Origin of the sequence: Paracoccus acridae (assembly GCF_014642735.1) — a bacterium.
In the GTDB taxonomy this organism is placed as follows: Bacteria; Pseudomonadota; Alphaproteobacteria; order Rhodobacterales; family Rhodobacteraceae; genus Paracoccus; species Paracoccus acridae.
In genome coordinates this window covers 102,938-116,752 of record NZ_BMIV01000006.1, presented here as the reverse complement: position 1 = coordinate 116,752, position 13,815 = coordinate 102,938, and the positions used below count along the sequence as shown (strand labels likewise).

Here is a 13,815-nt window from a genome sequence, read left to right as displayed (position 1 = left end):
TCTGGGAGGACACATGACCGCTTCGAAACTGCTGGGCGCCCTGTTCGCCGCAACGATCCTGACCGCGCCCGCCTTCGCGCAGAGCTATCCCGAACGCCAGATCACCATGGTCGTGCCCTTCTCGGCCGGGGGGCCGACCGACACGGTCGCGCGCCTTGTGGCCGAACGCATGTCCGAAGACCTGGGCCAGCAGATCGTGATCCAGAACGTCGGCGGCGCGGGCGGCACGCTGGGCGCGTCCCAGGTCGCCAAGGCCGAGGCCGACGGATACACGGTGCTGCTGCACCATATCGGCATGGCGACGTCCGACACCCTGTATCGCAACCTGCCCTATGAAACGCTGGACGCCTTCGAATATGTGGGCCTCGTGACCGAGGTGCCGATGGTCGTCACCGCCCGGCAGGATTTCGAGCCGGCCGATTTCCCGGCCTTCATCGAATACGTCAAGGCCAATGCCGACAGCCTGACGCTGGCCAATGCGGGCATCGGCGCGGCCAGCCACCTGTGCGGGATGCTGCTGATGCAGGCGCTTGAGGCGCCGTTGGTCACCGTTCCCTACAAGGGCACCGGCCCGGCGATGACCGATCTTCTGGGCGGACAGGTGGACATCATGTGCGACCAGACCACCAACACCACCCAGCAGATCAAGGCGGGCACGATCAAGGCCTATGCCGTGACCACGCCGGAACGGCTGGACCTGTTCCCCGACCTGCCCACCGCCGCCGAATCCGGGCTCGAGGCGATGCAGTTCGGCATCTGGCACGGCATCTATACCCCGAAAGGCACCGCGCCCGAGATCAACCAGCGTTTGTCGGAATCGCTGCAAAAGGCCCTGGCCGACGAAGACGTGGCGAAGGCCATGGCCGACCTGGGCACCGCCCCCTCGCCTGCCGAGGACGCCACCCCCGAGGCGCTGAAGACCAAGCTGGAGGAGGAGATCGCCCGCTGGCAGCCCGTCATCGAGGCCGCGGGCGTTTACGCCGACTGATCCACGCGCCCGCCGCCCTTCCGGCGGCGGGCTTTCCGACAAGGGGGGGGGAACCATGTCCACGAAACCGAAGGACGGCACCGACATCGCGGCGGGCCTGCTGTTCATGGCCATTGCCGCGTTCTTTGCCTGGCAGGGACTGGGGCTGGAGATGGGCACCTCGATCCGCATGGGACCGGGCTATTTCCCGATGGTCCTGTCGGCCATCCTGTTCCTGCTGGGCGCGGTGATCCTGTTCAAGGCCTTCGGGCGGCCCGACGACGAACCCATCGGCCGCTTCGCCTGGCGGGGCATCCTGTTCATCCTGCCCGCGCCGATCTTCTTCGGCCTGACGGTCCGGGGCCTGGGCTTCGTGCCCGCGCTGTTCTTCACCACGCTGATCGCCAGCCAGGCATCGGTGCGGATGCGCCCGCTGCCCGCGCTGATCCTGGCGATCGTGGTCACGATCATGTCCACGCTGATCTTCAGCTATGGCCTGGGGCTGCCCTTCCGGCGCTTCGGTCCCTGGCTGCCGCTGTAAGGGGCGATCATGGACCTGCTTTCCAACCTAGCCCTGGGATTCGGCGTCGCGTCCTCGCTGGCCAACCTTGCCTTCTGCCTGATCGGGGTGCTGCTGGGCACGCTGATCGGCGTGCTGCCGGGCATCGGCGCCACGGCGACCATCGCCATGCTGCTGCCCATCACCTTCCAGCTTGAACCCGTGTCCTCGCTGATCATGCTGGCGGGGATCTATTACGGCGCGCAATACGGCGGATCGACCACGGCGATCCTGATCAACATGCCGGGCGAAAGCTCCTCCGCCGTGACGGCCATCGACGGATACCAGATGGCGCGCAAGGGCCGCGCGGGAACGGCGCTTGCGACCGCCGCCCTGGGGTCGTTCTTCGCGGGCAGCGTGGCGACCTTCCTGGTGGCGATCTTCGCGCCGCCCCTGACCACCATCGCGCTGAAATTCGGCGCGGCGGAATATTTCAGCCTGATGGTCATGGGGCTGGTCATGTCGGTGGCGCTTGCCCACGGATCGGTGCTGAAGGCGCTTGCGATGGTGGTGCTGGGCCTGCTGCTGGGCATGGTCGGCACCGATGTCTATACCGGCGCGCCGCGTTTCACGATGGGCATGAACCAGTTCGCGGACGGGCTGAACTTCGTGGCCGTGGCCGTGGGCGTCTTCGGCATCGCGGAAATCCTGCGCAACCTGGAAGACGAACACGACCGCCAGGTGATGACCAAGAACATCACCCGCCTGTTCCCCAACCGCGAGGAATTCCGCCAGATGGTCGGCCCCGTCCTGCGCGGCACCGGCATCGGATCGGTCCTGGGCATCCTGCCCGGCGGCGGGGCGATCCTGGCCTCCTTCGCCTCCTACACGATCGAGAAGAAGGTCTCGAAGAACCCCGGCGAATTCGGCAAGGGCGCCCTGGCGGGCGTGGCCGGTCCCGAATCGGCCAACAACGCGGGGGCGCAGACCAGCTTCATCCCGCTGCTGACGCTGGGTATTCCGGCGAACCCGGTGATGGCGCTGATGATCGGGGCGATGATCATCCAGGGCATCGTGCCGGGGCCGAATGTCGTGACCGAACAGCCTGCGCTGTTCTGGGGCATCATCGCGTCGATGTGGATCGGCAACCTGATGCTGGTGGTGCTGAACCTGCCGCTGATCGGGCTGTGGGTGAAGCTGCTGACCGTGCCATACTATGTGCTGTTCCCGATCATCATGGCGATGTGTTCCATCGGGGTCTATTCGGTGAACTCGAACCCCTATGACCTGTTCGCGGTCGCCTTCTTCGGGCTTCTGGGATACATCATGTCCAAGCTGCGCTGCGAACCCGCGCCGCTGCTGCTGGGCTTCGTCCTTGGCCCCCTGCTTGAGGAGAACCTGCGCCGGGCGATGATCCTGTCGCGGGGCGATCCCACCACCTTCGTCACCCGCCCGATCAGCGCCACGCTGCTGCTGATGTCGCTGGCGATCCTGGTGCTGGTCTTCCTGCCCCAGATCCGCAAGCGCCGGGACGAGGTCTTTACCGAAAGCGACGCCTGAACCCCAACGAACGGAGATCACCATGACGTCCATCACCCGCCGGATCCTGCTGGGATCGGCCCTGGCCCTTGGCCTTGCCGGGGCTGCGGCCGCCCAGTTCCCCGAACGCCAGATCACGCTGGTGATCCCCTTCGCCGCCGGAGGGTCCACCGATGTCGTGGGCCGCATCGTCGCGGAACGGATGTCGCAGGAACTGGGCCAGCAGATCGTCGTCCAGAATGTCGGCGGCGCGGGCGGTTCCCTGGGCGCGCAGCAGGTGGCGCAGGCCGATCCCGACGGATATACGATCCTGATGGGCACGGTCGCGACCCATGCGCTGAACCCGCTGATCCTGAAGCAGAAGCCCTATGACCCGGTGACGGATTTCGCGCCGGTGTCGCTCTTGGTTCTGGTGCCGAACGTGCTGGCGGTCCATCCCGACGTGCCCGCCCAGACCGTGCAGGAACTGATCGACCTCGCCAAGGCGGAACCGCTGGCCTATGCCTCCTCGGGCAACGGCACGCCGCTGCACCTGTCGGGCGAATTGTTCAAGGCCATGGCGGGGGTCGAGATCGACCACATCCCCTACAAGGGCTCGGGCCCGGCGCTGACGGACGTGCTGGGCAACCAGGTGCCGATCATCTTCGACAACCTGCCCTCGGCCTCGGGCCATATCAGCAGCGGCAAGCTGCGCGCGCTTGGCGTCACCACGGCCGAACGCGCCCCCAGCTTCCCCGACGTGCCCGCCATCGCGGAAACCCTGCCGGGATACGAGACCTATAGCTGGAACGCCCTGTTCGCCCCGGCGGGCACGCCGCCCGAGGCGATCGAGGCCCTGGCGGCCGCCGCCCAGGCCACCATGGCCGACCCTGCCGTGGTGGCGCGCATGGGCGAGTTTTCGGCCACGGTCGTCGCCTCGACCCCGGCCGAACTGGGCGACCATGTGACGGCCGAGATGGCGAAATGGGAACCCGTGGTCCGCGACGCCAATGTCAGCATGGATTGAACCATCCCCGGATATCGGTGTTTGATTGTGCGCGGCCCGCCTGACGGGCCGCGCACGATACAGCCGGCGAGGGATGGATGAGCGGACTTCTGGCACTTCTGGACGATGTGGCGGCCATTTCCAAAGTCGCGGCGGCATCCATCGACGACGTGGCGGGCCAGGCGGTCAAGGCCGGGGCCAAGGCGGCGGGCGCGGTGATCGACGATGCCGCAGTGACGCCGAAATACGTTCACGGCTTCGATGCCAGCCGCGAAATCCCCATCGTCTGGAAGATCGCGCGCGGATCGCTGTTCAACAAGCTGGTGATCCTGCTGCCCGTGGCGCTGCTGTTGTCGGCCTTTGCCCCCTGGGCGATATCGCCCCTGCTGATGCTGGGGGGCGCCTATCTGTGTTATGAAGGCGCGGAAAAGGTCGCCCATGCCTTTGGCCATGGCGACAAGCACGACAGCGAACAGCATACCCACCCCGAAACCGGCGGCGCTGCGTTGGAAGAACAGCGCGTGGCTGGCGCGATCAAGACCGACTTCATCCTGTCGGCGGAAATCATGGTTCTTGCCCTGTCCACGATCCCCGGCACCGACACGGTCTGGATGAAGGGGCTGATCCTGGCGGTGGTCGCCGTGGGCATCACCGCCGCCGTCTATGGCTTCGTCGCGCTGATCGTGAAGGCCGACGACGTGGGCGTCTATCTGGCGACCCACCGCACGGGGTTGCGCGCCGCCATGGGGCGCGGCATCGTCAAGGTGATGCCGGGGTTCATGAAGACCCTTACGGTCGTGGGCACCGCCGCGATGATCTGGGTGGGCGGCCAGATCGTGCTGCACGGATTCGCCGAACTGGGCTGGGCCGGACCCTATGACTGGATCCACCACCAGGCCGAGGCTGCGGCCCATGCCGTCCCCCAGGCGCCCGGCCTTGTGGCCTGGGCCGTCACGGCGTTCTTCGACGGCATCTTCGGGCTGATCCTGGGCATGATCCTGATCCCCATCGCACACTATGTCATCAACCCGCTGTTGCAGGCCACCGTGGCCCCGCTGATGGCGCGGCTGCGCGGGGCGTGATCCGGCGGGCTGACGCAACGGCATGAAATATCTGCTTCTGGCTTTGGGCCCGGAAAGATTGACCATGTGGTCAAAGGGTGTCACCTTCCTGTCATGCGGATGTTGCGTTCGCGTCACCTTGGCCCGTTAGGTCGGCGCGAACCGCAACTCCATAAGGGGAGGAAATCATGAACAAACTTTTCGCAGCGTCCGGCGTGGCGCTGATCGCGTCCTTGTCGGCCGCGAATGCGCAGACCGAAATCCAGTGGTGGCATGCCATGGGCGGCGAACTGGGCGCCAAGCTTGAGGAAATCACCAAGGGCTTCAACGACAGCCAGCAGGAATACCGGGTCGTGCCGTCCTACAAGGGCACCTATCCCGAAACCATGACCGCCGCGATCGCCGCCTTCCGCGCGCAGCAGCAGCCCGCCATCGTCCAGGTCTTCGAGGTCGGCACCGGCACCATGATGGCCGCCCAGGGCGCCATCGTCCCGGTCCACCAACTGATGCAAGAACAGGGCGCCAATTTCGACCCGCAGGCCTATCTGCCCGCCGTCGTCGGCTATTACACCGACACTGATGGCAACATGCTGTCGCTGCCCTTCAACAGCTCGACCCCGATCGTCTATTACAACAAGACGGTCTTCGAGAAGGCGGGCCTGGATCCGAACACCCCGCCCAAGACCTGGGCCGAGCTTGAGGAATTCAGCACCAAGATCCGCGATTCGGGCGCGGCCACCTGCGGATTCACGACCCAGTGGATCAGCTGGATCCAGACCGAGAACCTGTCGGCCTGGCACAACCAGCCGATCGGCACCGAACAGAACGGCTTTGGCGGCACAAGCGCGCGCCTGACCCTGAACGGGCCGGTCCAGGTCAAGCATTGGGAAAACCTCAAGCGCCTGTCCGACGAAGGCATCTTCAAGTATGGCGGCCCGGTGGGCGGCGACAACGCGGCGCCGATGTTCTATTCGCAGGAATGCGCGATGTACATGGCAAGCTCGGCCAGCCGGGCGGGCGTGATCGCCAATGCCAAGGACTTCGAGGTCGGATACGGGATGCTGCCCTATTACGACGATGTCGAGGGCGCGCCGCAGAACTCGATCATCGGGGGGGCCTCGCTCTGGGTGCTGGCGGGCAAGCCGGACGAGGAATATGCCGGCGTCGCGAAGTTCTTCGAATACCTCTCCACCCCCGAGGTTCAGGCGGACTGGGCCTCGTTCTCGGGCTATCTGCCGATCACGCAGGCGGCGATGGACCAGCTGTCCGGCTTCTATGGTGAAAACCCCGGCGCCGACACGGGCATCAAGCAGATCACGCTGAACGAGCCGACCGAGAATTCCAAGGGCCTGCGCTTTGGCAACTATGTCCAGATCCGCGGCATCATCGACGAGGAGTTCGAGCAGCTTCTGTCGGGGTCCAAGGACGCCCAGGGCGCGCTTGACGCCGTGGTCGAACGCGGCAACGCGCTGATCGCCGAGTTCGAGACGCAGAACCAGTAACGCACCGGCGGGGCCGCGCCATCGCGGCCCCTTCCCTCCGAAAAGGCAAGACGATGAAGCGCACCCTGTTCCGCAACCAGTTGCTGCCCTGGCTGCTGCTGGCCCCGCAACTGGCGATCACCTTCATCTTCTTCCTGTGGCCCGCAGCCCAGGCCGTGCGGCAAAGCTTCCTTCGCCAGGACGCCTTCGGCATCAACACCACCTTCGTGGGCCTGTCGAATTTCAAGGCGCTGTGGAACAGCCCGGAATATCTGAATTCCTTGCAGGTGACGGCGATCTTCGCGGTGCTGGTCACGGTGCTGTCGATGGGCTTCGCGCTGCTGCTGGCGGTGGCCGTGGACCGGATGATCCGTTCGACCAGCGTCTATACCACGCTGCTGGTCTGGCCCTATGCGGTGGCCCCGGCGGTTGCGGGGATCCTGTGGTGGTTCATCTTCAATCCCACCATCGGCGTGATGCCCTATTTCCTGGACGTGATCGGCTATGACTGGAACCATATCAGTTCCAAGTCCGACGCCATGACGCTGGTGGTGATCGCCTCGGCCTGGAAGCAGATCAGCTATAATTTCCTGTTCTTCGTGGCGGGGCTGCAATCCGTGCCGGCGTCCTTGCGCGAGGCTGCCGCCATCGACGGCGCGGGTCCGGTGCGCCGCTTCTTCGACATCACCGTGCCGCTGCTGTCGCCCACCACCTTCTTCCTGCTGGTCGTCAACATCGTCTATGCCATGTTCGACACCTTCGGCGTGATCGACGCCACGACCGAGGGCGGGCCGGCGCAGGCTACCAACATCCTGGTCTACAAGGTTTATTTCGACGGCTTCGTGGGGCAGAACATGGGGTCTTCCGCCGCGCAATCGGTGATCCTGATGCTGATCGTGATCGCACTGACGGTGGTCCAGTTCCGCTATGTTGAAAAGAAGGTGGCCTATTGATGATCGAGAACCGTCCCGGCCTGAACCTTCTGGCGCATCTGACCCTGATGCTGGGGGTGGCCATCGTCGCCCTGCCCGTCTGGGTGGCCTTTGTCGCATCCACCCATACCGCGACCGACTTCATGTCGGGCACCATCCCGCTGTGGCCCGGCCCGCATCTGGTCGAAAACTATGCCCGGATGCTGGACGCGGGCGTGTCCACCAGCGGCACGCCCCCCGTCGGCACGATGATGTGGAACAGCCTGGTCATGGCGCTGCTGATCGCCTGCGGCAAGATTGCGATCTCCATCACCTCGGCCTTCGCCATCGTCTATTTCCGCTTTCCGCTGCGCAACATGGCCTTTTGGTGCATCTTCATCACCATGATGCTGCCAGTCGAGGTGCGGATCGTGCCGACCTTCCAGGTGGTGGCCGACCTGGGGATGCTGAACAGCTATGCCGGGCTGTCGATCCCGCTGATCGCATCCGCCACCGCGACCTTCCTGTTCCGCCAGGTCTTCCTGACCATCCCCGATGAGCTGACCGAGGCCGCGCGCATCGACGGCGCCGGGCCCATGAAGTTCTTCCGCGACATCCTGCTGCCCCTGTCGCGGACCAATATCGCGGCGCTGTTCGTGATCCTGTTCATCTATGGCTGGAACCAGTATCTGTGGCCGCTGCTGATCACGACCAGCAGCGATTATTACACCATCGTCGCGGGCATCAAGCGCATGGCGGATGCGGTGGACGGGCTGCCGCAATGGCATCTGGTGATGGCGACCGCCATGCTGGCGATGCTGCCCCCCGTTGCCGTGGTGATCGGGATGCAGCGCCTGTTCGTCAAAGGTCTTGTCGAGACGGAGAAGTAAGAAAAAATGGCATCAATCACCCTCGACAAGGTCGGCAAGATCTATGCGGGCGGCACCCGCGCCGTGGGCGACGTCAGCATCGATATCGCGGATGGCGAATTCATCGTGCTTGTCGGGCCGTCCGGCTGCGGCAAGTCCACCCTGCTGCGCATGGTCGCGGGGCTAGAATCGATCAGCGAAGGCACGGTCCGCATCGGCGACCGCGTGGTCAACGACATCGAACCCGCCGACCGCGACATCGCCATGGTGTTCCAGAACTATGCGCTTTATCCGCATATGTCGGTGCGCCAGAACCTGGCATACGGGCTGAAGAACCGCCGCACGCCCAAGGCGGAAATCGACAAGCGCGTGGCCCAGGCGGCCGAGATCCTGCAGATCGGCCCCTTCCTGGACCGCAAGCCCCGCGCCCTGTCCGGCGGCCAGCGTCAGCGCGTCGCCATGGGCCGCGCCATCGTCCGCGAACCGGCCGCCTTCCTGTTCGACGAACCGCTGTCGAACCTGGACGCCAAGCTGCGCGTCACCATGCGGCTGGAGATCAAGGAATTGCAGCGCCGCCTGCGCACGACCTCGATCTATGTCACCCATGACCAACTCGAGGCGATGACGCTGGCCGACCGCCTTGTGGTGCTGAACGCGGGCCGGATCGAACAGATCGGCACCCCGCTGGAGGTTTATCGCAGGCCCGCGTCCACCTTTGTCGCCAGCTTCATCGGCAGCCCGGCCATGAACCTGATCAGCCGCCACGCGGTCCCGCACCTGCCCGGCACGGCCCATGCCGGAACCATCGGCATCCGCCCCGAGGATCTGGCGGTCGCCCCCGACGGTCCCATCGAGATGGAGGTTCTGGCGGTCGAGGAACTGGGCGCGCAACGCCTGGTTCACGGCCAGACCGGAGGAGAACGGCTGACCGTGACCATGCCGTCGGGCGAACCCTTGCCCGAATACCTGCGCCTGGCCTACCGCCCCGGATCGCTGCACCTGTTCGAGGCGGATACGGGGCGGCGCATCGACTGACGCGTCAGGCGCGCATCGCCCTCGGCTGGGGCGCGGAGTCCAGATGCAGGGACATGCCGTCGCCCAGCTTCATGGCCGACAATTGTTCCTGCATCATGGCGTTCACCTGCGATCCGATCCTGCCCGGCAGGGCGGCAGAGGCATCGGCGATCTGGACCATGGCCGCCACCTGCCGTTGCTGGTCGTGGTCGATGCCTGCCGCCTTGAGCCAGCGGATCGGTTCGCGAAGATCGCCGATGTCGATCCCGCCCTGCCACGGGTCGGGATCAAAGGGATTGCGCTGCACCTCGACGAAAAGCGGGATGCAAATTTCTTTTCCATCATTGGTCGTCAGGCAAAATCTTGCCGGCATTTATAATACTCCCTGAAAAGTTTATAGTTATATATACCTAATATAAATCCTATATCATTAAAATAGAAAATATTTAATCTATTACAACGTCTAAAATTTGTTCTGTGTTTGTTCTGTCGGGAACATGTGCTAGAATCGCTCTACCCAGAGAGGAATCAAGATGAGTCTGTTTTGCTGCGGCCATGGTGCGCATCATCCCATCACCTGCATCGTTCCCCCCTATATGCTGCGGGTGCTGGCCCTGCGCGGCGATCCCAGGACGGCTGAAATGGCGCGGACGCTGCTGAAGCAGACCGAAAGGCTGCGCGACGAACGGGCCGAACTGATGGAGGCCGGCCTGCCCCCGGCGCAGCCCCTGGGCACCACCGCGGTCGCACCCGTCCAGGATCTGTGCTGCCCGGACCGCCGCATCCATGACGGCCAGCACAAGGCCGCGCTTCCGGGCAAGCTGGTCCGGTCCGAAGGCGACGGCCCGACCGGCATTCCCGATGCCGACACCGCCTATGAGGCGGCAGGCCAGGTCTTTTCCCTCTTCGCCGAGGAATATGGCCGCAATTCCCTGGACGGCCAAGGGATGCCGCTGGTCGCCACCGTCCATCACCGCCGCGACTACAACAACTCCTTCTGGAACGGCACGCAGATGGCCTATGGCACCGGCGACGGCAAGATCTTCCGCACCTTCCTGGAACTGTCGGTGATCGGGCACGAAATGGCGCATGGCGTCATCCAGCATTCCGGCGGGTTGATCTATGAAAACCAGTCGGGCGCGCTGAACGAAAGCATCGCCGATGTCTTCGGCAGCCTGTCCCTGCAGCGCGCCCTGGGGCAAGAGGTTCACCAGGCCGACTGGCTGGTCGGGCGCGGCATCCTGGGGCCCGGCATCAACGGCGCGGCCCTGCGCAGCATGAAGGCGCCGGGCACGGCCTATTCCGACGACCTGCTGGGCCAGGATCCCCAGCCCTGGCACATGGACCATTTCGTGACGACGACCGACGACAATGGCGGGGTGCATATCAATTCCGGGATCCCGAACCACGCCTTCTACCTGTTCTGCGCCTATCTGGGCGGGCGGGCCTGGGAACTGCCGGGCCGGGTCTGGTATCGCGCGCTGCAGACGCTGAACAACCCCATGGCCAGCTTTGCCGACTGGGCGGACCAGACCATGGACGCCGCGATCGAACTGACCGGGCGCGGCAGTTACGAGACGATCATGCTGCGCCGCGCCTGGAAACTTGTCGGAATCGCGATCTAGGCCTAGATTCCCCCAAACCAGCGGGGGATCTTCGGCCATGATCATCGACATCGCGGCGCAGGGCGGCTTTGGCGGCATCAGCGCCGCGCAGATGCGCAAGACCATCGACGTGGAAGACCAGCCCGAACAGATGCGCCAGGAACTGTGCGACGCCTTCGAGCCGGATGAGCTGGCCCGCCTGGCCCGCCAGCCCTGCGGCGACTGCGCCGACCGGATGACCTATCTGATCACCGTGACCGAGAACAGCGAGACCCACCGATTTACCCTGCGCGAAGCCCAGATCCCGCCCGAGATGCTGGATTTGATCGACCAGATGTAGGACAGGCGACACCACCCCGCCCTTTGCCTTGATCCAAATATCCCACGGGGGTCCGGGGGTGTGAAACCCCCGGTGCGACACCTGAAATCAGCCCTGCGCGTGACCCTTGTGCCGGCGGTTCCACATGACCGAGTTCACGAAGGCGGCGCCGATGAAGATCGCGCCCAGCATCCCGGTGACGACCTCGGGCAGGTGCCACATGGTCTGGCCGAACATGATGATCGACAGGATCAGGATCGACCAGAAGGCGCCGTGTTCCAGATACCGGAACTCCGCCAGCGTGCCGCGTTCGACCAGCATCACGGTCATGGACCGCACATACATGGCGCCGATCCCCAGACCGATGGCGATCAGGAACAGGTTCTGGGTCAGGGCAAATGCGCCGATCACCCCATCGAAGCTGAAGGATGCGTCCAGAACCTCCAGATACAGGAACCCGCCCAGGCCGACCTGGGCCGTCCCCCGCGCGGCATCCTGCGCCTGTCCCCAGCGGTCCAGCACATGGCCCAGGGCGTCCACGGCCAGGAAGGTGACGATCCCCCACATGGCGCTGTACATGAAGATCTGCTCGTCCCGGACCGGCAGCAGCCAGACGAACAGCAGGATGATCACCAGGACGAAGCCCACCTCCATCCCGCGCACCGACCCGGCGCGGCGCAGGGCACGTTCGATCTTGCCGATCCAGTCCACGTCCTTGGACTGGTCGAAGAAGAAGCTCAGCGCGACCAGCATCAGGAAGGCGCCGCCGAAGGCCGCGATGGGCAGATGCGCCTCGTGGATCAGGCGCGAATATTCTTCGGGGTCGGTTGCGGCCAGCCGGATCGCGGCCAGGGGGCCGACATGGGCGGCGATCACCACGATCAGCAGCGGAAAGATGATCCGCATCCCGAAGACCGCGATCAGGATGCCCCAGGTCAGGAAGCGCCGCTGCCATTTGGGCGTCATTTCCTTCAGCTTGTTGGCATTGACGATGGCGTTGTCGAAGGACAGCGAGATTTCCAGGATCGCCAGCACCAAGGCGATCATGAAGAAGGACACCGCCCCGGTCGTGCTGCCGGTAAAGCGCAAGCCAAGCCAGGCCGCCAGGGCGATGCCCACGACCGTGACGATCAGCGGCCACCGCAGATAGGACAGGGACGAGCGCATGGACATTTCTCCTTCCGTCTGTGACCGACCGATAAGCGGCTGGATCCGGCGCGGCAAGGCCATCCCCGCCGCCCCCTGTCTATAGCCAGTGCTTCCAGCGCAGCACCAGCCAGGTCGCCGCCGCCGTCGCGGCCATCAGTCCCAGGGCCATGGGATAGCCCCAGCGTTCGTCCAGTTCCGGCATCACCTCGAAGTTCATGCCGTAGATGCTGGCGATCAGCGTCGGCGGCAGGAACAGTGCCGCCACGACAGATAGAATGCGCACGGTGTTGTTCTGTTCCAGATTGATCATGCCCAGCGTCGTGTCCACGGCCAGGCTGACGCGCGAACCCAGGAAGTCGGCATGAACCTCCAGCGCCTGGACGTCGCGCAACTGTCCCTGGACCACCGGGCGCAGCCGCTTGGCCTCGGGCTGTTCGTCAACGGTGGCCATATAGAAGGCCAGCATCCGTTCGACGGTCAGCAGGGACAGGCGGAGGCGGGCCAGGGCTTCGGCTTCGCGTCCCACCTGGCGCAGCGCCGTTTGCAGCCGGTCCCCCTGGCCCCGCGCGGGCCGGGTCTCGAAGATCGAGATGGTGGCATCGTCCAGCAGGCGGCCCGACCCTTCCAGGATGTCGGCCAGGCGGGCGATGATCTCCTCGGCCAGGCCGATGAACAGGCGGTGCGCGGTGGCGCAGCCCAGGGTGGACCGTTCGGCACGTTCAGGGAATGTCAGGAAGGGCCGGGGCGAATGATGGCGCACCGTCACCAGCCGCCGGGGCGACAGGATGAAGCTGACGGGCATCGTCACGCGGTTGCCGTCGCCCCGTTCGCCCGGCAGCACGGCCGTCATGGTGTCGATCCCCGCTTCCCGGTAAAGCCGGTTGGAAATCTCGATCTCCTCCATGTCCGCCAGGGTGGGAACATCCACGCCCAGTTCCTTGAGCAGGGCCGTTTCCTCTTTCCCCGGCGCGATCAGGTCGATCCAGATGGCGTCGGACAAGGGGGCGTCCCTGTCCTGCCGGACAATGCGGCCCTGGTGGATGACATAGGAATACATCATGGCAGCCTCCGGCCCCGGTCGCAGCCTTGGTAGCCTGCCCATCGGCAAAGAAAAAGGGTGCCACGAAGGCACCCTTTCCATCCGTTCCAGGACCCGCCGCTTAGTATGTGCGGTCGCGGAAATAGTCGTCGATGTTGCGTTCGGCCTCGTTCTTGGTCCAGCCGTATTTTTCCTGCAGCTTGCCGGCAAGCTGGTCCTTGCTGCCGTCCATCCGGTCCAGATCGTCGTCCGTCAGGTCGCCCCATTGTTCCTTGAGCGAACCTTTGACCTGTTTCCATTTGCCCTGGATGATATCCCAGTTCATGCCTATCTCCTTCGAAGCATCGATCTGGTGAATCAACATTTGGCAGTCCGACG

15 protein-coding genes are annotated in these 13,815 nt (G+C 64.7%); 11 read left to right on the top strand and 4 right to left on the bottom strand.

The features are described from left to right. Positions 1 to 13 precede the first annotated feature (13 nt). The 9 genes from IEX25_RS10705 (at position 14) to IEX25_RS10665 (ending at position 9,347) form a co-directional block, all read left to right on the top strand. The gene (locus tag IEX25_RS10705; protein WP_103171503.1) at positions 14 to 988 is read left to right on the top strand and encodes a tripartite tricarboxylate transporter substrate-binding protein; all 975 of its coding nucleotides are present in this window, start codon (positions 14 to 16) and stop codon (positions 986 to 988) included. A gap of 55 nt (positions 989 to 1,043) precedes the next feature. Next, positions 1,044 to 1,508, top strand: a complete 465-nt coding sequence (locus tag IEX25_RS10700) for a tripartite tricarboxylate transporter TctB family protein (RefSeq protein WP_103171502.1) — start codon at positions 1,044 to 1,046, stop codon at positions 1,506 to 1,508. A gap of 9 nt (positions 1,509 to 1,517) precedes the next feature. Further along, positions 1,518 to 3,026: a tripartite tricarboxylate transporter permease gene (locus IEX25_RS10695; RefSeq protein ID WP_188715134.1), complete on the top strand. Its 1,509-nt coding sequence runs from the start codon at positions 1,518 to 1,520 to the stop codon at positions 3,024 to 3,026. Between the two features lie 22 nt (positions 3,027 to 3,048). Beyond that, on the top strand, positions 3,049 to 4,011 hold the full coding sequence (locus tag IEX25_RS10690; protein ID WP_103171500.1) for a Bug family tripartite tricarboxylate transporter substrate binding protein: 963 nt from the start codon (positions 3,049 to 3,051) through the stop codon (positions 4,009 to 4,011). A gap of 77 nt (positions 4,012 to 4,088) precedes the next feature. Further along, complete coding sequence (locus IEX25_RS10685) at positions 4,089 to 5,072, top strand: DUF808 domain-containing protein (protein WP_103171499.1); 984 nt, start codon at positions 4,089 to 4,091, stop codon at positions 5,070 to 5,072. 167 nt (positions 5,073 to 5,239) lie between these two features. Further along, positions 5,240 to 6,553 (top strand): sn-glycerol-3-phosphate ABC transporter substrate-binding protein UgpB, encoded by a 1,314-nt coding sequence (ugpB, locus tag IEX25_RS10680; protein ID WP_103171498.1) that lies wholly within the window; start codon positions 5,240 to 5,242, stop codon positions 6,551 to 6,553. Between the two features lie 53 nt (positions 6,554 to 6,606). After that, on the top strand, positions 6,607 to 7,485 hold the full coding sequence (gene ugpA, locus IEX25_RS10675) for a sn-glycerol-3-phosphate ABC transporter permease UgpA (protein WP_103171497.1): 879 nt from the start codon (positions 6,607 to 6,609) through the stop codon (positions 7,483 to 7,485). Further along, positions 7,485 to 8,333, top strand: coding sequence for a sn-glycerol-3-phosphate ABC transporter permease UgpE (ugpE, locus tag IEX25_RS10670; RefSeq protein WP_103171496.1), 849 nt, complete (start codon positions 7,485 to 7,487; stop codon positions 8,331 to 8,333). Before ugpA ends, ugpE begins: the two co-directional genes overlap by 1 nt. A 6-nt stretch (positions 8,334 to 8,339) precedes the next feature. After that, entirely contained in the window at positions 8,340 to 9,347 is a 1,008-nt protein-coding gene (locus IEX25_RS10665; RefSeq protein WP_103171495.1) for a sn-glycerol-3-phosphate import ATP-binding protein UgpC, read from the top strand. Between the two features lie 4 nt (positions 9,348 to 9,351). Here the strand turns inward: IEX25_RS10665 and IEX25_RS10660 are convergent, their stop codons facing one another. Next, complete coding sequence (locus IEX25_RS10660; protein ID WP_188715132.1) at positions 9,352 to 9,633, bottom strand: hypothetical protein; 282 nt, start codon at positions 9,631 to 9,633, stop codon at positions 9,352 to 9,354. 226 nt (positions 9,634 to 9,859) lie between these two features. Here IEX25_RS10660 and IEX25_RS10655 point away from each other — a divergent pair, with 226 nt between their 5' ends. After that, positions 9,860 to 10,951 (top strand): M4 family metallopeptidase, encoded by a 1,092-nt coding sequence (locus IEX25_RS10655; RefSeq protein ID WP_103171493.1) that lies wholly within the window; start codon positions 9,860 to 9,862, stop codon positions 10,949 to 10,951. Positions 10,952 to 10,988: 37 nt separating this feature from the next. Continuing rightward, positions 10,989 to 11,270, top strand: a complete 282-nt coding sequence (locus tag IEX25_RS10650) for a protealysin inhibitor emfourin (RefSeq protein WP_103171492.1) — start codon at positions 10,989 to 10,991, stop codon at positions 11,268 to 11,270. An 87-nt stretch (positions 11,271 to 11,357) separates the two neighbouring features. On the opposite strand, the gene IEX25_RS10645 is transcribed toward IEX25_RS10650, so the two are convergent. The 3 genes from IEX25_RS10645 to IEX25_RS10635 all read right to left on the bottom strand — a co-directional run bounded on the left by IEX25_RS10645 (position 11,358) and on the right by IEX25_RS10635 (position 13,762). After that, positions 11,358 to 12,416 (bottom strand): DUF475 domain-containing protein, encoded by a 1,059-nt coding sequence (locus IEX25_RS10645; protein WP_103171694.1) that lies wholly within the window; start codon positions 12,414 to 12,416, stop codon positions 11,358 to 11,360. Positions 12,417 to 12,495: 79 nt separating this feature from the next. Beyond that, on the bottom strand, positions 12,496 to 13,458 hold the full coding sequence (locus IEX25_RS10640) for a magnesium transporter CorA family protein (RefSeq protein ID WP_188715130.1): 963 nt from the start codon (positions 13,456 to 13,458) through the stop codon (positions 12,496 to 12,498). Positions 13,459 to 13,558: 100 nt separating this feature from the next. After that, complete coding sequence (locus tag IEX25_RS10635) at positions 13,559 to 13,762, bottom strand: CsbD family protein (RefSeq protein ID WP_103171490.1); 204 nt, start codon at positions 13,760 to 13,762, stop codon at positions 13,559 to 13,561. Between the last annotated feature and the right edge of the window lie 53 nt (positions 13,763 to 13,815).